Here is a 17,502-nt window from a genome sequence, read left to right on the forward strand (position 1 = left end):
CGATACGCACGGGGTGATTCCCCGATGATAGGCGACGACGAGTCGGCGGACGAACGGACCGACGACCGCGACGAGACGCCCTCGGTTCCCGGCGACCTCATCGTGGTCTCGAACCGCCAGCCCTACTCCCACGAGTACGACGAGGACGGCAACGTCGTCGTCGACGAACCCGCGGGCGGCCTCACCGCCGGCCTCGACCCCGTGATGCAACGCGTTCACGGCACCTGGATCGCGTGGGGCGACGGCGAGGCCGACCGAGAGGTGACCGGCGAGGACGACGTCGTCCGGATGCCGCCGGAGGAGGAAGCCTACGACCTCAAGCGCATCTGGCTCTCCGACGACGAGGTGGAGGCGTACTACTACGGCTACAGCAACCGCGTGCTGTGGCCGCTGAGCCACGGCGGCATCTGGAAGACGGAGTACGCCAACCGCCACTGGCGGCGCTACCAGCAGGTGAACGGCCGCTTCGCCGACGCCGTCGTCGACGCCATCGGCGAGGACTCGGTGGTCTGGTTCCAGGACTACCACTTCGCGCTGGCGCCCCGGATGGTCCGCGAGGACGCCCCCGACGCCCTCCTGACCCACTTCTGGCACATCACGTGGCCCGGATGGGACACGTTCCGCGCCTGCCCGCAGGCCGAGGACCTGCTGGACGGCCTGCTGGCCAACGACGTCCTCGGCTTCCACGTCGAGCGCTACTGTCAGAACTTCCTCGACTGCGTCGACCAGGCGTTCGAGGACGCGTTCGTCGACTACGACGACAACCGCGTCCAGTACGAGGGCCACACGACCTACGTTCAGGCGTTCCCCCTCGGCGTCGACGCCGACGGCATCGCGGAGTCGGCCTCCTCGGCCGACGAGGAGTCCTGGCGGGCGTTCAAACAGGACCGCGGCATCCCCGAGGACTCGAAAGTCGCCCTCGGCGTCGACCGCCTCGACTACACGAAGGGCATCGTCGAGCGACTGAAGGCGCTCGAACAGTTCTGGAAGGGCCGTCCGGAGCGACAGGGCGAACTCACGTACGTGCAGAAGGCCGACGAGTCGCGGTCGCTCATCCCCGAGTACCAGAACCTCCAGACGAACGTCCGGGAGGCAGTCGAGCGCATCAACGAGCGCTTCGGCACCGACGAGTGGACGCCCGTCATCTACATCGACGACTGGTTGGAGAGCGACGAACTCAACGCGCTGTACCGCTACAGCGACGTGATGCTCGTCAGCGCCCTGCGCGACGGGATGAACCTCGTCGCCAAGGAGTACGTCGCCTCGCAGGTGGACGACGACGGCGTCCTCATCCTCTCGGACCAGACGGGCGCCTACGAGCAACTCGGCGAGCACTCCCTCGTCGTCAACCCGCACGACACCGAAGGGTTCGCCCGGACCATCGAGGAGGCGATGACGATGGACGCAGAAGAGCGCCGCGAGCGGATGTCGGCACTCCGCGAGAACGTCCACGAGGAGGACCTCAACGCGTGGATGGCGGACGTGTTCGCCGCCGCCGAGGAGGCCGGCGAGGAACGGGACGACGCGGACGGTCAGTAAAAACAGCGTCGCGCGAGGCGATTCGGTTCCGCTCGCGTCCCTCTCTTCCTTTTTCTCCGTTTCGCTCCGCTCAGAACTCGACGTGTTCCACGTCGTCGTCGGTGCCGTATATCACGTCGTCGACCACGTCGACGAACAGGCCGTGCTCCTGAGCGCCCGGAATGCGCGCGAGTTCGGTCGCGCGCCCCTCGATGTCGTCTATCTCGCCGAAATCGCAGTCGACGATGAGGTTGCCGTTCGCCGTGAACAGCGGTCCGTCCTTCTTCTCGGCGTAGCGGAGTTGCGGGTCGCCGCCCTGCTCTTTCACCCACGACTGCGCCACGTTGCGCGACTCGGGCAGCACCGAGAGGGGAACGGGGTGCGACAGCGGCGTCGACTGCTTCTCGTCGTCGGTGGCGATGACGAGGCGGTCGGCCATCTCGTCGATGAGTTTCTCGCGGGCGTGGGAGGCGCCGCCGCCCTTCACGACGTGGGGGTTCTCGGGGTCCCACTGGTCGGCGCCGTCGATGGCCACGTCCAGCGACTCGAACTCGTCGACGTCGGTCAGGGGAATTCCGAGTTCGCGGGCCAAGTCGTGGCTCTGGAGGGAGGTGGCGACGCCGCGCACGTCCTCGAGTTCGCCCGATTCGAGTTTCCACCCGATGGCGGCGATGGCCCACGCCGTCGTACTACCGGTGCCGAGGCCGATGTCCATCCCGGACTCGACGACTTCGGCCGCCTCGATGCCGCCGCGGCGGCGCTTGTCCATCAGCACGTCTTCGGGACTGCTCTTGATTCGCGTCGGCGAGGGGATGACGCGGATTCGCTCGCGTATCTCCTCCTCGCCGAGTTCGATTCCCTCCTCGTCGAGTTCGCTGCGAGCCTCCTCGACCACCTCGTCGGTCGACTCGGCCCACACGCTGATCTCGCTGCCGTTCTCGTCGTAGACGAACTGTTTTGCCATTGGTGTCTCCTCCTAGCTGTCGGGGTCGCCGTCGTACGACTCGCGCTTCTCGGGCCGCAGGGTGTCCTCGTCGCCCTCCTCCTGTCGAATGTCGCTGCGCGCGTCGTTGTCGACGCGGCCGGTGATGCGTTCGTCCATGATGCCCTCTTGTTCGCCGAAGGGGTGGAGGCCGAAACCGTGACGCATCAGGGCGACGGCGCGGGGGGCGTGCTTCTGGTTTCCGCGCGATTTGAACAGTTCGATGACCGACTGGGTGATGACGGGCACCGGCGTCTCGCCCTTGAACGCCTCCTGCACCAGCCAGTTCACCTCGCCGGTGTCCTCGACGAAGTTCGGCACGTCCTCGAAGTTCTCGGGGGCGTCGGAGAACTGGTCTTCGTTCTTCAGCCCCTTCGACATCAACTCGACCAGCCAACTCTCGATGACCGCGCCGTTGTTCCACGTCTCGAACAGGTCGCCCATCTCGCCGTCCAGGTCGAACTGCCCGGCCTTCAGGAGTTCGACGCCCTCGGCGATGGACTGCAGCATCCCGAACTCGATGCCGTTGTGGACGAGTTTGACGAAGTGGCCGCTGCCCGGTTCGCCGACGTGGATGAGGCCGTCCTCCACGGAGAGGGTGTCGAGGTAGGGTTCGGCTATCTCGAAGCCCTCCTCCTTGCCGCCGACCATGAAGCAGGCGCCGTCCTTCGCGCGCGGCGGCCCGCCGCTGGTGCCGGTGTCGAGGAAGTAGACGCCCTCGTCCCAGCAGCGCTCCTCGCGGCGGATGGAGTCGCGCCAGAAGGAGTTGCCGCCGTCCATCACGACGTCGCCCTCGTCGAGTTCGCCGACGAGTTCGTCGAGTTGGTCGTCTATCAGTTCGCCCGCGGGCAGCGACATGTAGACGACGCGCGGCGGGTCGAGTTCCTCGGCCAGCGTCTCGTACTCACCGGCGTCGTGTACTTCGATGCCCGCCTCCTCCAGTTCGGGTCTGTCCTCGGCGTCGAGGCCGACGACGCGGATATCTTTCTCGACGGCCTGCCGCGCGAGGTTGCCGCCGATCTTACCCAATCCGACGATACCGAGCGTGAGTTCTTGCTCTGACATATATGTCTCCTTGTAGTCGTGCATCGCCGTCCGCGCGTGCGGCGGCGCCGCACGCGCGTCTCCGTGATTCACCGCGAACACGAGGCGAGGGAATCGTTCGCGACGTCTCCCCCGTCCGCAATACGTGTCGAAGGGCGCCCGCGACGACCAAAATCGTGATGGCCGACGCGTTTAATCCGCCCGTCGCCGAATCTGAGGCCGAACCGACGGTACGGCCGGGAACGTCGGCCGCCGTGGGGGTCTCACCAGGCAGCCATGAAGGAGTTCACGCCGATTTCCGACTACGGTATCGTCGGTAACTTAGAGACGTGTGCACTCGTGAGCGACCAGGGCGCCATCGATTGGTGCTGCTTCCCGTACCTCGACTCGCCGAGCGTCTTCGCCGCCCTCTTCGACGGCGAGCGAGGCGGGACGTTCTCGGTCGCACCCGCCCAGGAGTACGAGTCCCGACAGCGATACCTCGACCGGACGAACGTGCTCCAGACGACGTTCACCACCGCCGGCGGCGAACTGACCCTCACCGACTTCATGCTCGCGTCGGGGGAACCCTACGCCGAGGACCACCCCGCCGACGCCGTCTACCGGAAGGTGACGTGCACCGAGGGCAGCGTCGACGTGCACGTCGAGTTCGAACCGCGGTTCGACTACGCCCGCGCCGACACGCGCGTCGAGTCGACCAGCGGGGGCGTCGTCGCCGAGGCCGGCGAGGAGTCGCTGTTCCTATCGTCGCCGGTGGACCTCGCCGTCGAGGACGCCGGGGACGGCGACGACCGGGCGGCGGCGACGTACCCGCTCTCCGCGAACGAGTCCCACTGGTTCGTCGCCCAGTACGGGAGCCACGAACCGCTGGCGGGCGGCACCTGCGACGGCCTGCTCTCGGACACCGTCGACTACTGGCGCGAGTGGGCGCACCCCTGCGGCGACGACGCCGACGGGACGGAGAACTGCCTCCTCGAAGGCCGGACGCACGACCTGGCGGTCCGGTCCGGCCTCGTCCTGAAACTGCTGATGCGGCGGGACACGAGCGGTATCTGCGCCGCGCCGACCACGTCGCTCCCGGAGGACGTCGGCGGCGTGCGCAACTGGGACTACCGCTACTCGTGGATACGCGACGGCGCGTTCACCGTCCGCGCGCTGACGCATCTCGGTCACTACGAGGAGGCGTCGGCGTACCTCGACCGCTTTCTCGACCTCTCGAAGGAGTTCCACCCCGACGATATCAAGCCGCTGTACTCGATGGACCGCGGGGAGGACCTGACGGAGACAGAACTGTCGCACCTCTCGGGTTATCTCGACTCCGCGCCCGTCCGCGCGGGCAACGACGCGGCCGACCAGCGCCAACTCGACGTGTACGGCGAGTTGATACTCGCCATCTACCAACTGCTCTGGGCCGGCCGCGAGATAGGCGAGGACGACTGGCGGGCGGTCCACGACATCGCCGACCACATCTGCGAGGTATGGGACGAACCCGGGTCGGGCATCTGGGAGGTCCGCGGCGACGAGCACCAGTTCGTCTACTCGAAGGTGATGTGCTGGGTCGGTCTCGACCGAGCGATACAGATGGCCGAGGAACTCGACTACGCCGCCGCGGAGGAGCGCTGGTCGGCGGTCCGCGACGAGATTCACGAGACGGTCCTCGACCGGGGATACAGCGAGGAACTCGGGGCGTTCACCCAATGTTACGACGACGACACGCTGGACGCAACCGGACTGCTCATCCCGCTGACGGGCTTTCTCCCCCCGGACGACGAACGGGTCCGCTCGACGGTCGACGCGATACGCGAGAAACTGGCGACCGAGGAGGGACTCGTCTTTCGCTACAAGGGGGGCGCCGACCCCCTTCCGGGAGAGGAAGGAGCGTTCGTGCTCTGTTCGTTCTGGCTCGTCGACGCCCTCGCGGTCACCGGCCGCGTCGACGAGGCCGAGGCGATATTCGAGAGCGTACTCGACTACGCGGAGCCGTTGGGACTGCTCTCCGAGGAGATAGACGCCGAGACGGGACGGTTACTCGGAAACTTCCCGCAGGCGTTCAGCCACATCGGCCTGGTGAACGCTGCGCTCTACCTCGCGGAGGCGCGTCTGGACCGCGAGATACAGCCGTTCGGTTCGCACTCCTTCGAGGGGTGAGGGGTCGTCGGAGTCAGTTCGACTCGATGACCTCGGCGGCGTTGTCCCGCGGCCGGTAGCCGATGGTCCGGAGACCGTGCGTCAGCGACAGACAGCGCTCGTCGTTCGCGGAGATGGCGTTGACCGTGACCGAGTTCTCCTCCTCGGGCAGGTCCGCGAGACTCGCCGCCCGCACGGCGTCCTTGCAGTCGCGCGGACTCAGCCACATCGCGCGGGCGAACCGGGCGGCCTCCTCGGCGTATTCTTCGGAGACGGGGTCGGTCACCTCCGATTTCAGGTCCTCCTCGGCGAGCAACCAGCCGATTCGGAGGTTCACCGCCTCGACGCCCTCCCGGTGGGCGAAGTAGTTCCCCATCGCCTCGCCGGCCACCTTCGTGACGCCGTAGAAGGAGTCCGGCGCCGTCTCGTCGTCGGGGTCGATGACGTCGGTGCCCGCGCGCATCGTCTCGGGTTCGTCCGGGTCGGCCACGATGTGTCCGTTCGTCGCGTGGTTCGAGGAGGCGTACACCACCCGACCCACGTCGTTCTCGTCGGCCGCGTAGTAGGCGTTGTAGGCACCCTCGACGTTGACGTCCTTCAACTCGTCCCACTCGGCGTACGGCGAGGGGTTCGCCGCGAGGTGGACGAGGACGTCGGCGTCCTCGGGCAGTTTCTCGACGAACTCCTCGCGGTCGGAAACGTCCGCGACGACGCTCTCCATCCCCTCCGTCTCCGTGTGCGTTATCGGCGTGACCTTGTGCGTCTCGTGGTCGAACGCCTCGACGGCGGTGCTCCCGACGTTGCCGGCGGCACCGGTGATGGCGATGTGTGCCATGTCGGTGCCAACTGCGGCGGCGAGGAGTAAAGGTTCGGCGGCCGCGCGTCCGAACGCGAACGGGGCCGTCGCCGCCGTCTCCGACGGAACGCCCCCGTCCGCCCGCCGCGTCTGAATCGCCCGCCGGCTATTTTACGGTCCCTCCCCAGGCTGAACGTATGGGTACGGCAACCGATTCTGAGGACGAGGAGGGCGGACTCGGCCCGCCGGCGGGGTGGGACGTCCCCCGCGGACTCGACGAGTCGTCGTGGTGGCCGTTCATCGCCGCCGTCGGCGCGGCGAATCTCTATCTCGGCGCGGGCCTGTTCATCATCGGGTGGACGGACTACTCGCTCGTTCCGAAGTTCCTCGGACCGCTGTTCTTCGGCGGCGGAGCGTTCCTTCTTCTCGTCGGCATGTTCGGTTGGCTCTATCAGGCGTTCGTCGAACCCTACTGGGACAAAGACGAGAGCATCCTCGACTCCGGCGTCCACCGACTCGGCATGTTGCTGTTCGTGCTGACGGACATCGCGACGTTCGCCGCCGGGTTCACGTACTACTACTTCCTCCGCATCGGCGCGTGGCCCCCCGAGGAGCTTCCGCATCTGCTCACGCCGGTGTTGGCGATAAACACCGTCCTCCTCGTCGGTTCGAGCTTCACGTTCGAGTACGCGCACAAGAAACTCTCCGGCGGCGACCGCAAGCGGTTCTTGGTGTGGCTCGGGGTGACGCTGGCACTCGGGTTGGCGTTCGTCGGCGGGCAGGTGTACGAGTACCACGAGATGATCGTCAAGGAGGGGTTCACCATCTCCACGGGGCTGTTCGGTCCCGCGTTTTTCGGGCTGACGGGGCTGCACGGTCTCCACGTCGTCACGGGGACGATACTCATGGGAATCCTGCTCGTACGGGGGCTGATGGGGCAGTTCAGCGCCGGCCGCGACACCGCCGTCAGGACCGTCTCGATGTACTGGCACTTCGTCGACGCCATCTGGCTCGTCATCATCGTGTCGCTGTACTTCGGCGCGACGTTCGGCGCCTGAGAGGGCGTCCAACGTTCGGCACGGGCCGGACGCCAGTAGATTTACCCTCGATTCCGCCCCTCCTTCTCCCATGGCGACGCTCCCCAAGTTGACGACGACGCAGGGACTGTACGACTGGCTCCTCGCGCTGACGGTGTTGTTCGCGGCGTTCCTCGGCGCCCTGCTCCTCGCGTCGTTCTTCGGCTTCATCCCCCCCATCGACCAGTTGGACGGGGGCGGTGCGCTCCTGCTTCCGGTCGTCCCGGCGCTCGGGTGACGAGCGACGGATACCGGGCGACGCCGCGGCTCGGTTTCGACCCCGACCGCTCAGCGGTCGGACCGATGGGCCAGCATCCGGGCGAGTCGCGGCGAGTAGAACAGACCGAGGCCCACGAGGACGCCGAGGACGCCGGCCGGGAGGACCCACGGCGCCGCCGAGGCGCACTCGTCCATCGTCTCGATGGCCACGTAGTACTCCTCGCCCTCGTACGCGACGAGAGCGCCGCCGCTGAACGCCGCCTCGTGTTCGAGTTCGCCGTGGACGTCGCCGGTCCCGCTCACCGACCCGACGGCTTCCTCGAACGCCTCCTTCTCGGCCTCGTTCAGTTCCTCGTAGTCGAGTTGCGTCCACGAGGGGTCGACCGTCCCCTCCGGCGCGTTGTGGTCGATGTCCTCGGGCGGCGTCACCGCGATGGCGGGGACGCCGCAGAGGCCGAGGTCGTCCTGTACGGCGGCGTAGCCGCCGTAGACGGCGCCGCCGATGCTCGCGCAGAACACCAGGGCGCCGAGGAACGGCAGGGCGTACGCCGCGGCGTCGCTCCAGTTCACCGCGCGTCACCCCCGCGCGTGCGTGTCAGTCGCCGCGTCCGGGCGCTCGCCCCCGCCGCGGCGTGAGATGTCACCGTCATTCCGAGACGTGGACGAGCGACGTTTTCAGACGGCCGCTCAGCATCTTGAACGTGGTCGCCAATCCCGCCCCGTAGGCGAGGTGGGCGACGAACGCCACCAGGATGTAGCCGACGAGTTCCCACCCGGACTGGCCGCTGTAGAACGCCACGAAGAACCCCGGGAGCATCACCACGGCGAACACGAGGCCCGTCCTGAGGAGGGGTTCCCCCGGCAGGAAGTCCGCGAAGGTGACGAACAGAAGCGCCCACGTGGTCATCCCGCCGCCGAGGAAGATGAGGTAGCCGACGAGCGGACTGCCCTCCACCCCGACGAGTTCGGCGAGTTCGGCGAACGACACCAGGTCGAACACGCCCAGGAGGGAGCCGACGTAGAGGACGGCCGACATGAGCATCATGCCGACGAAGCCGGCGACGGCGCCGACGACCACGTCGTTGCCGATGCCGGAGAGGTCCTCGAACGCCTTCGGACTGCCCGTGTCGGGTTCGTCCTTCTGGTCGCCGACCATCTGGCTCTCCGCGGCGGCCCGCGTCTCCTCGGGCGAGGTGCTGGTGACGCCGTACTTCTCGGCGAGTCGCGCCTCGAACGCCTGCCACTCGCGGGTGAACTGCTGGGTCTTCTTCAGGTCCCACACGTCGGCGTCGCGGACGAGGTCGCCGAACCACAGCGAGTGCAACATGTTGTACAGCCACAGCAGGACGCTGAAGCCGATGACGAACGCGCCCACGGAGGCGACGTCGTGGAACAACTGGAACTTCGGCGGGTAGGAGGCGAACCGCCGCGGCATCCCGAGAGCGCCCATTATCAGGAACGCCATGAACGTGACGAACACGCCGACGGAGGTGAGCACCGCCTGCAGGCGCGCCAGACGTTGGTTGTACATCCGTTCGGTGATGATGGGGAACCAGTAGTAGGAGGCGGCGAACATCTGAAACGGGATGATCGCCATCAGGATCATGTGGAAGTGTCCGACGACGTAGTAGGTGTCCTGATACATCACGTCGATGGGGATGGACGCGAGGAAGACGCCCGTGATCCCTCCGATGACGAACAGACCGAGGCCGCCGGCGGAGAACAGCATCGGCGCGGTGAGCCTGATGTCGCCCTTCCACATCGTCGTCATCCAGTTGAACACCTTGATGGCGCTCGGAACGGCGATGGCGATGGAGACGATCATAAAGGAGGTGAGGAGTCGCGGGTCCATCCCCGTCGTGAACATGTGGTGGGCCCAGACGCCGAACGACATCACGCCGATTGCGAGCGTCGAGTAGACGACGAACTTGAACCCGAACAGCTTCCGTCCCGAGAACTTCGGGAGGATGGTGCTCATCAGCCCCGTCGCGGGCAGGAAGATGATGTACACCTCCGGGTGGCCGAAGAACCAAAACAGGTTCTGATACAGTATCGACCCGCCGGCTTCGACGGCGTAGAAGGAGGTGCCGAAGTTGCGGTCGAGCAGCAGCATCAGGATGGCGCTCCCCAGCAGGGGGAACGCGAAGAGGATGATGCCGCTCGTCGTCAGCATCGACCACGTGAAGATGTCGAAATCGCCGATATCGACGTCCGGTCCGCGCTTCATGAAGATGGTGACGATGAAGTTTATCGCCCCCATCATCGTCGATAGCCCGCTCAGGTGCAACCCGAGTAACATGAAGTCTATCTGCGGGTTGGCCAACTGCGTCGACAACGGGGTGTACAGCGTCCACCCCGTCGCCGGCGGGGCCAGCGTGTACAGGATTTCCAGCATCGAGCGCGGCAGTCCGAGCCCGAGAACCCGCGCGATGACCTCGGTGATGAGACCGCCGCGGACGAGGAGCAGCGACGGCGGCAGGAGCCAGAAGGCGATGGCGTTGATGCGCGGGAACGCCAAATCGTCGGCGCCGATCAGCAACGGAAGGAAGTAGTTCGCCATCCCGAAGAACACCGGCGTGACGAAGAAGAAAAGCATCGTCAGCCCGTGGGTCGTGAACAGCGCGTTGTACGTCTCCTCGGACCACACGTCGACGGCGGGCGTCAGCAGTTCGGTCCGAATCATCATCGAGTCGACGCCGCCCCACAGGGCCGCTACGGTCCCGAAGACGAGATAGAGGAGGCCGATGTCCTTGTGGTCGACCGTCGTCACCCACCGGAGGAGGTTCGCCTTCTTCTCGCGTTCCTCCGTCTCGTCGCCCCGGACGTGTCCGCCGTCCGCGAGGATGGTCCGCGAGAGATTCCGGAACGACCCGTACCGCGCGCGGAGGACCACCCCGACGACGAGACACGCCACGAACGCGTACGGGACGACGCTCATGGAGAACTCCGAAGAGAGAACGGTTCGACTGCGTAGTTCATCTCGTCTTCGGGAAAGGACTTCCATCGATTAAATCTATTCCCCGCCTGGCCGAAAGATTCAATCTCCGGATCGCTCGAACGCGTCTTCGAACCGGACAGTCGGGCATCGCGTCGGGTGACCCATCAGAGTTTAGTTCGCATCGCTCCGAGACGTACGCAATGGATCGGACGCCCGCGCGTCTCGGCGGATTTCTCGCCCTCGTCGTTGCCTTTCTCGCCCTCGCGACGACGCCCGTGGCGGCCCAGTCCGTCAACAAAGCGCTCATCAACAACCTCAACCGAAAACTGCTGTACGTCGCGTTGCCGTTGATGATGTCTGTCGAGTTCATCATCTTCTACACTATCTACCGGTACCGGAACAACGACGACCCGGCGCCGACCGAGGAGAACCGCCGACTCGAAATCACCTGGACCGTCGTCACCGCCATCATCCTCGCGTTCGTCGGCATCGCCTCGATGGTGGTGCTGGCGAACCCCTACATCTCCCCCGTCGTCGCCGCCGACAACAGCCCTCAGGGGGGCGGAACGAACCACTACCTCCAAGGCGCGGTCCAACCCGACGACCCGAACGCCGTCGAAATCGAGGTGCTCGCCTACCAGTGGGGCTGGGAGTTCCGGTACATGGACCAGGAGAACGTGACGACGAAGAAGAAGTTGGTCATCCCGAAGGGGCGGGACGTCTACCTCCACGTCAGTTCCAAGGACGTGATACACTCCTTTTACTCGCCGAAACTCGGGCTGAAACAGGACGCCATGCCCGGCACGTACGCCACTATCCGGACGAAAGCGACCGAGGAGGGCGTCTACCCGTTCTACTGCGCGGAGTTCTGCGGCTCCGGCCACGCCCGGATGGGCGGCGACGTGGTCGTCGTCTCCAACGAGGAGTATCGGACGTGGGTGCGGGAGCAGCGAAACGGCGGAAACGCCACCGCATCGGCGGTGGCGGACGCCAAGGACGGGGCAGCGTCGGGCAACGATACGAACCTGATCGGCAACGCTACCACCGAGACGGGCAGCGACACCGATCTGCTCGAAAACGCCACGAACGGAACGGAGAACGGCACCGAGACGCCGAACCCGAGACTGCGCGCCGGCGACGCCACGGGTGCGCCGTCCGTCGGAAGCGCGTAGGGCCGGACGACGCGAAGCCTCGCCCCTACTCGCGGCCCCTTCTCTCACGCCTTCTTCTTCGACGACTATCGTGAGCAAAATCTGACTTTTCGACAATCGCTTAGGGGTTGTCTCGGCTGCCGTCGAGTGTCACGCCCCTCGACGGCCGACAACGGCTAAGCGGTTGTCGGAGATGGACACGGGTTCCCTAGAGGAGTCTCTTACCACGGGTTCGCCTCCCTCGACGAGGGCAACGAGGTCCGGCGCGCCGTGTTCGAGGCGGCGCGCCTCACGAGCGACTTCGACCTCGTGGTCGCCCGCGACGGCCGGGGGGTGCCGACCTCGGCGCTGAGCGAGGGCGAGGTGGAACTGCTCGGCGTCGCGGTGGCAGTGGCCGGTCACCGGGCCTACGACGTGGACGAACGCGTCCCCGTCGTGACGCTCGACCGACTGGGCGGCATCGCCGACGACAACCTCGGCCGCCTGACGGAGTACCTGCTCGACCGCTCGGAGTACGTCGTCACCACCGCCTACCCCGAGCACTCCTCGGTGACGGGACACGAGGTCGACCCCGCCGAGTGGCGCGTCGTCTCCGACCGGACGGGGACGCCGCACTGACCGCGATCGGACGCGTCTCCCCGCCGAGACGCGGTATCGATCGATTGGGGCCGCTACAGGCGGTCGATTGCTCCCGACACCGACCTCGCCGGCGTCGGCTTGGACGCGGATCGGGAGAAACCGCTCCGCATCTCCGACAGTTGGGAACGCTTATGGTGTTTTGCCCGCATATATCGGTAGCATGGATTCAGATTCCGACGACGTCGCGGTGACGATGGAGATTACGGGGTCGTACGACGAGGTACTGTCGAAGCTCCACGCCGAAGAGGAGGGTCGGCCCGGCCTCGAGCCCCTGCTGGAGGACGTGGACATCCTTCTGGACACGCTCGACCGGATGGAGGAGGGGACGCGGTCGGCCATCGCCGACAAACTGCCCGAGGAGATGACCGTCGACTACGACGCGGAAGCCGTCGTCGACCTGCTGCAGGTGCTCAAACGCTACGACCTCGTCACGCTCGAAGGCAACACGTGGAAACCCGGTCCGGAAGCGGAGCGCCCGGAGTAGCGGACGACGCTGACCCTGTCCGGACCGACCCGCTCGCGCCCCGTTACGGCTTCAGCAGCACCTTCGTGACGCCCTCTTCGCGCTCCGGATAACCCGGCCGAATCGGCGGTGAAACATCGGCTCACTCCTCCCCGGTTTCGTCGCGTCCGTCTCCCGCTTCGCGTCGACGTCGCGACGCTCGGTGTTCCTCCCGTCGGCGCTTCACCCGAAACTGCCGGTACCGCTCCTCCTGTTCCCGCTGAGCCAACGACCGCTCGATGTACCGCTCGTCCGCTTCGAAGTCCGGAATCAGCCGGTGGGAGAGGTAGTTCACGCGCACGCGGAGACGGTATGTCTCCGCGGCGAGTCGACGGGCGACGTCCGTCGTCTCCGCGAGTTTGACCGCGGTTTCGAGGACGCTCTCGTACGCGCCGGCTATCTCGTCGTCCAGCGAACTTGTCCCGATGATGCCGTAGCCCCGGTCTTCGATCCGCGTCGTGATGTGGGTGCTCAGGAACAGGGGCACGACGAGTCCGGACAGTTTCGTCTCCACGAGGAGCAGTTCGGGGTGCGTCGCCCGCGCCTCCGCGAGTTCTCTGAGGGCTATCTCCCCCTCGCGTTCCGCGCCGCGGGTGTGCAGGCCGGCCGCCTCGTCGAACTCCTCGTCCAGTCGCGTGCGGAGCGTCCGGTAGCGTTCGAGCACGTCTAAGAGGAGGAAGACGAGTCCGTCCCGACGGCGTTCGAGCACGTGCCGCCCCTTCCGGGCGACTTCGAGTTTCTCGGTGACCGCGACGAGTTCGTGGTGCGTCGGTGCGACCCGGCTGTGCCGACGGCGTGTCATCTCGTACGACCGCTTCGATTTCCAGGAGCATAGCTCCACCTTCGAGACCCACACCGACCGAGTCGATGGTTTCGACCGCGTTCGCTCGGCGCCGCGTTCGACTGCTCCCGACCGGTGGATTCCGGGGAGGCTTTACTCCTCGACGCCGTCCCACCGTCCGTGCAACCGGACGACAACCGCCGCGGCTGGGCCGAGCGCTCCGGGGATTTCTCGCCGGCCTACTACGCCGACATCGGGCCGAACGAGGTGAGCGAGACGCTCGCCGCCGTCTTCGAGCACTACGTGGACGAGGACGCCGCGATACTGGAGGTCGGCTGTAGCTCCGGCCGCCACCTCGCGCACCTGCTCGACCGGGGGTACGAGAACCTCACCGGCGTCGACATCAACGGCGACGCCTTGGACGTGATGGCCGAGTACTTCCCCGACCTCGCCGAGACCGGAACGTTCCGCGTCGGCGCCATAGAGGACGTAGTCGCCGAGTTCGACGACGACGCCTTCGACGTGGTGTACTCCGTCGAGACGCTCCAACACGTCCACCCCGAGGAGACGTGGGTGTTCGAGGAGCTGATACGCGTCACCTCCGACCTCCTGATAACGGCCGAGAACGAGGGCAATAGCCCGCAGCGCGGCCGAGACGGGGCCGAAGTGAGCTACGTCAACGACGAGTTCCCGCTGTTTCACCGCAACTGGAAGCGGGTGTTCTCCGACCTCGGCCTCGCCCAACTCCTCGCGGAACCGGGCAAGCGCGACACGGTCCGCGTGTTCCGCGTGCTCTGAGCCGGCCGGGTCGTCCGACCGCTTCTCGGGCCGACGCTCGGTCGCCGAATCGAGGCGTTCAGGGGCGCAGGTGGGCGTCCGGGACGGCCGCCCTACTCGGCGCGGAACCGGACGGCGATTCCGCTCGGATCTTCGACCTCGAACCCCGCTTCGCGCTCCGTGACCGAGGCGTCCGCCGCCGCGAGACCCCGACGAACCGTCGTCAGCGTCGCTTCGTCGGGGACGAGGAACTCGAACCACGCCACTCCGCGTCCGTCCGCTGGCCGCGACCGCCCGTTCCAGACGTTCACGCCGAGGTGATGGTGGTAGTCGCCCGCCGCGAGGAACAGCGCCGAGGGCGACTCCGTCTGCACCTGTAGACCGAGCGTGTCCGCGTAGAACGCCCGCGACGCCGATAGCGACGTCGCCTCTAGATGGACGTGTCCGACGGTCGTTCCGGGCGGGGCGGCCGCGGCGCCGTCCGACGCCGAGACGAGGTCGTCGAGGTCCAGCGACACCGTTCCGATTCCTATCTTTCCGTCCTCGGTGCGCGGCCACTCCGCCCGCGGCCTGTCCGCGTACACCTCGACGCCGTTGCCCTCCGGGTCGGCGAGGTAGAGCGCCTCGCTCACGTAGTGGTCGGAGGCTCCGCTCAGCTCCGACCGGTCGCGGATTCGTTCGAGGGTGGCGCCCAACGCGGCCCGAGAGGGGACTCTGAACGCGTTGTGGAACAGTCCCGCGCGGTCGTCGGTCCGGGGCGGGGCGTCGTCGTCCCGTCGCAGGACGAGCAGCGCCGTCCCGTCGACGCCGAGGGTCGCCGTCGTCTCCGTCTCCGCCAACACGGAGAGGCCGACGACGTCGCGGTAGAACGCCGCCGTCGCTTCCAGGTCGGCCACGGTCAGGGCGGTTCGGCCGATTCGCGCGGCGTCGGGAACGAGGGGTGTTCGTGTCATTCGCGGGTCTCGGTCGGAAGTTCGTCGGTCTCGGATATATATCTCCGCGAACGCCGAGTCCACCACGTGACACCGGCGTAACCGGGCGGTGGTGACCCGCGCCTCACTCGCCGCTTTCGTGTCGGCAGAACCGAGAGAAGTTTGCCAGCGTCCGCGTCGCCGTCGACTCCTCTAAGGAGCGTTCGCTCTCCTCCCAGACGGCGTCGTACTCGGGCCGGATGGCGGGCGTGAACTCGGGGTGATACTGAACCGTCCAGACCGGACGCTCGCGGTGCCGCGTGGCGAAGTAGTCGTTGTAGTCGGTCGTGCCGACGACGTCCATCCCCTCGCCGGGTTCGGTCACGACGTCCGAGTGGAGGACGGGAACCACGGGTTCGACTCCCTCGAACAGGGGAACGTCCGCGAGCGACGCCTCCACGAGGTGATTTCTCGACTCCCCGCCGTCGACGACGGTCCCCCCGAGGGCCGCGTTCACGAGTTGGTGCCCGAAGCAGATACCGAGAAGCGGGACGCCCTCGTCGAGGACCGTCCCGACGAACCGCTTCTGTCGGCCGATCCAAGGCTGGTCGGGTTCGTCGTAGACGCCGCACCCGCTCCCGCCGAGGACGACGCCGTCCACGCCGTCGAGCGACGGGTCGGACGCTCCGTTCGGGTAGTCGTGCATTTCCACGTCCGCGTCCGGAAGCAGTCGGGCGACTTCACCGGCCATGTGCCCGCCCTCGACCGCGTTGTCCACTACCAGTATCACGTCGTTCGGCGCTTCGGCGTCGAGCGTCTTACCCGCTCGGGTCCGACGTTCTCATCGCACCCGGCGACCGGACCGACGGGCACCGGACCGCGACGGACGATGGACGAACCCGTCGCCGGCGCCGAGGCGCGGCGGTTCTCACTCCCCTCGGCCCCGGTAGAGGTAACGAGGATGACGACAGGAACCGCGGCGACGACCGCGTAGTGCCGCTCGCCCGCGAAGATGCGCGGCGGTCTCGATACGAACCACGCCACTGACGGTTCCGGCCCGCGCACGTCCGGTCGATGGACGCCGATCGGGATCGACTGCTGGCGGCCGCCCCCCTCCTCGCGGCGGCCCTGTGGGGCGGAATGTACGTGGTAAGCAAGTGGGGGTTTCGGGAGATTCCGCCGCTCACGCTCGTCTTCCTGCGCGTTGCGCTCGGCGCCGGGACGCTCTATGCGGTCGTGAGCGTCACCACCCCGGACCGGTCGTTCTCCCGCCGGGACTGGCGACGGCTCGCCGGACTGGCGCTGTGGCTCACCGCGGCGCTGACGACCCAGTTCGTCGGGACGGACCTGACGAACGCGAGTCAGGGGGCGCTGCTGACGGTGTTGACGCCCGTGTTCATGATCGCGTTGGGCGTGACCGCTCTCGACGAGCGTCTCTCGCGGCGGAAGCTGCTCGGGACCGCGCTCGCCCTGATCGGTACGCTCGTCGTCCTGGTCGGCCGGTACGACCCGACCACCGTCACCGGCGGCGGACTCGCCGGCGTCGGACTGCTGCTGTTCTCGGCGTTCTCCTTCGCCGGCTTCTCCGCGTTCGGAAAACCCCTCATCAGGCGCTACTCCGCGCTGGAGACGGTGACGTACGCGACGCTCCTGTCGGTTCCCCTGTTCGGCGCGCTGGTGCCGGTCGAGTGGTATCTCGACCCGGGCGCGTTCGCCGCGGTCACCGTGACCCCGACGCTCGTCGGGGCGGTCCTCTACCTCGGGGTGCTGAGCACGGCGGCGGCGTGGTACTGCTGGTACAAGGGGATGGAGTACGCCGACGCGAGTTCGGTCGCCGTGTTCTTCTTCGCCCAACCCGTCGTCGGCGTCCTGTTGGGGGCCGCCATCCTCGGCGAACGCGTCGGCGGCGAGACGCTCGTCGGCGGAGCGCTCCTCCTCGCGGGCGTCTACGTCGTGAACCGCGCCGGAGAGTCCGTACAGGAGGTCGAGACGGAAGCGGCTCGGACGCGGACCACTCGCTCCGAGTAGTCGCGGCGACGGC

17 protein-coding genes and 1 pseudogene are annotated in these 17,502 nt (G+C 67.0%); 9 read left to right on the forward strand and 9 right to left on the reverse strand.

All coding sequences use genetic code 11. The features are described 5' to 3' along the window. Nucleotides 1-24: 24 nt before the first annotated feature. The gene (locus C474_RS02910; RefSeq protein ID WP_008383788.1) at nucleotides 25-1,539 is read left to right on the forward strand and encodes an alpha,alpha-trehalose-phosphate synthase (UDP-forming); all 1,515 of its coding nucleotides are present in this window, start codon (nucleotides 25-27) and stop codon (nucleotides 1,537-1,539) included. 70 nt (nucleotides 1,540-1,609) lie between these two features. Here C474_RS02910 and rpiA read toward each other — a convergent pair whose 3' ends face one another. After that, on the reverse strand, nucleotides 1,610-2,482 hold the full coding sequence (gene rpiA, locus C474_RS02915; RefSeq protein ID WP_008383789.1) for a ribose 5-phosphate isomerase A: 873 nt from the start codon (nucleotides 2,480-2,482) through the stop codon (nucleotides 1,610-1,612). 12 nt (nucleotides 2,483-2,494) lie between these two features. Next, nucleotides 2,495-3,565, reverse strand: coding sequence for an NADP-dependent phosphogluconate dehydrogenase (locus tag C474_RS02920; RefSeq protein ID WP_049916695.1), 1,071 nt, complete (start codon nucleotides 3,563-3,565; stop codon nucleotides 2,495-2,497). Nucleotides 3,566-3,820: 255 nt separating this feature from the next. Between C474_RS02920 and C474_RS02925 the strand changes: the two genes are divergently transcribed. Then, complete coding sequence (locus C474_RS02925; RefSeq protein ID WP_008383791.1) at nucleotides 3,821-5,692, forward strand: glycoside hydrolase family 15 protein; 1,872 nt, start codon at nucleotides 3,821-3,823, stop codon at nucleotides 5,690-5,692. 13 nt (nucleotides 5,693-5,705) lie between these two features. Here C474_RS02925 and C474_RS02930 read toward each other — a convergent pair whose 3' ends face one another. Further along, nucleotides 5,706-6,506, reverse strand: a complete 801-nt coding sequence (locus C474_RS02930) for an NAD-dependent epimerase/dehydratase family protein (protein ID WP_008383792.1) — start codon at nucleotides 6,504-6,506, stop codon at nucleotides 5,706-5,708. A gap of 158 nt (nucleotides 6,507-6,664) precedes the next feature. Here C474_RS02930 and C474_RS02935 point away from each other — a divergent pair, with 158 nt between their 5' ends. Continuing rightward, nucleotides 6,665-7,525: a cytochrome c oxidase subunit 3 gene (locus C474_RS02935; protein ID WP_008383793.1), complete on the forward strand. Its 861-nt coding sequence runs from the start codon at nucleotides 6,665-6,667 to the stop codon at nucleotides 7,523-7,525. 70 nt (nucleotides 7,526-7,595) lie between these two features. Then, nucleotides 7,596-7,781, forward strand: a complete 186-nt coding sequence (locus tag C474_RS02940; RefSeq protein ID WP_008383794.1) for a hypothetical protein — start codon at nucleotides 7,596-7,598, stop codon at nucleotides 7,779-7,781. Between the two features lie 50 nt (nucleotides 7,782-7,831). Here the strand turns inward: C474_RS02940 and C474_RS02945 are convergent, their stop codons facing one another. Together C474_RS02945 and C474_RS02950 are read right to left on the reverse strand one after the other, a co-directional pair. Then, on the reverse strand, nucleotides 7,832-8,332 hold the full coding sequence (locus tag C474_RS02945; RefSeq protein WP_008383795.1) for a hypothetical protein: 501 nt from the start codon (nucleotides 8,330-8,332) through the stop codon (nucleotides 7,832-7,834). A 76-nt stretch (nucleotides 8,333-8,408) separates the two neighbouring features. After that, the gene (locus tag C474_RS02950) at nucleotides 8,409-10,700 is read right to left on the reverse strand and encodes a DUF6789 family protein (protein ID WP_008383796.1); all 2,292 of its coding nucleotides are present in this window, start codon (nucleotides 10,698-10,700) and stop codon (nucleotides 8,409-8,411) included. A 200-nt stretch (nucleotides 10,701-10,900) separates the two neighbouring features. Between C474_RS02950 and coxB the strand changes: the two genes are divergently transcribed. The 3 genes and pseudogenes from coxB to C474_RS02965 all read left to right on the forward strand — a co-directional run bounded on the left by coxB (nucleotide 10,901) and on the right by C474_RS02965 (nucleotide 12,974). Next, nucleotides 10,901-11,872 carry a cytochrome c oxidase subunit II gene (gene coxB, locus C474_RS02955; RefSeq protein WP_008383797.1) on the forward strand — a complete coding sequence of 324 codons (972 nt, stop codon included), beginning with the start codon at nucleotides 10,901-10,903 and terminating at the stop codon, nucleotides 11,870-11,872. Between the two features lie 252 nt (nucleotides 11,873-12,124). Then, nucleotides 12,125-12,469, forward strand: a pseudogene (locus C474_RS02960) (archaea-specific SMC-related protein); the annotation flags it as partial. Nucleotides 12,470-12,650: 181 nt separating this feature from the next. Next, nucleotides 12,651-12,974 carry a hypothetical protein gene (locus C474_RS02965; protein WP_008383800.1) on the forward strand — a complete coding sequence of 108 codons (324 nt, stop codon included), beginning with the start codon at nucleotides 12,651-12,653 and terminating at the stop codon, nucleotides 12,972-12,974. A 121-nt stretch (nucleotides 12,975-13,095) separates the two neighbouring features. Here the strand turns inward: C474_RS02965 and C474_RS02970 are convergent, their stop codons facing one another. Beyond that, on the reverse strand, nucleotides 13,096-13,794 hold the full coding sequence (locus tag C474_RS02970) for a V-type ATP synthase subunit D (RefSeq protein ID WP_008383801.1): 699 nt from the start codon (nucleotides 13,792-13,794) through the stop codon (nucleotides 13,096-13,098). 159 nt (nucleotides 13,795-13,953) lie between these two features. Between C474_RS02970 and C474_RS02975 the strand changes: the two genes are divergently transcribed. Continuing rightward, a complete protein-coding gene (locus C474_RS02975) occupies nucleotides 13,954-14,571 on the forward strand; it encodes a class I SAM-dependent methyltransferase (RefSeq protein ID WP_049916669.1) in 618 nt (205 codons plus the stop codon). 92 nt (nucleotides 14,572-14,663) lie between these two features. Here the strand turns inward: C474_RS02975 and C474_RS02980 are convergent, their stop codons facing one another. The 3 genes from C474_RS02980 to C474_RS02990 all read right to left on the reverse strand — a co-directional run bounded on the left by C474_RS02980 (nucleotide 14,664) and on the right by C474_RS02990 (nucleotide 16,505). Next, nucleotides 14,664-15,503 carry a VOC family protein gene (locus C474_RS02980; RefSeq protein WP_049916696.1) on the reverse strand — a complete coding sequence of 280 codons (840 nt, stop codon included), beginning with the start codon at nucleotides 15,501-15,503 and terminating at the stop codon, nucleotides 14,664-14,666. 103 nt (nucleotides 15,504-15,606) lie between these two features. Then, the gene (locus C474_RS02985) at nucleotides 15,607-16,212 is read right to left on the reverse strand and encodes a type 1 glutamine amidotransferase (RefSeq protein ID WP_083861941.1); all 606 of its coding nucleotides are present in this window, start codon (nucleotides 16,210-16,212) and stop codon (nucleotides 15,607-15,609) included. A gap of 35 nt (nucleotides 16,213-16,247) precedes the next feature. After that, on the reverse strand, nucleotides 16,248-16,505 hold the full coding sequence (locus C474_RS02990; protein WP_008383805.1) for a hypothetical protein: 258 nt from the start codon (nucleotides 16,503-16,505) through the stop codon (nucleotides 16,248-16,250). A gap of 30 nt (nucleotides 16,506-16,535) precedes the next feature. On the opposite strand from C474_RS02990, the gene C474_RS02995 reads away from it, so the two are divergent. Then, a complete protein-coding gene (locus C474_RS02995; protein ID WP_008383806.1) occupies nucleotides 16,536-17,489 on the forward strand; it encodes a DMT family transporter in 954 nt (317 codons plus the stop codon). The last annotated feature ends 13 nt before the right edge of the window (nucleotides 17,490-17,502 follow it).

It is taken from the genome of Halogeometricum pallidum JCM 14848 (genome assembly GCF_000337095.1).
Lineage (GTDB): Archaea > Halobacteriota > Halobacteria > Halobacteriales > Haloferacaceae > Halogeometricum > Halogeometricum pallidum.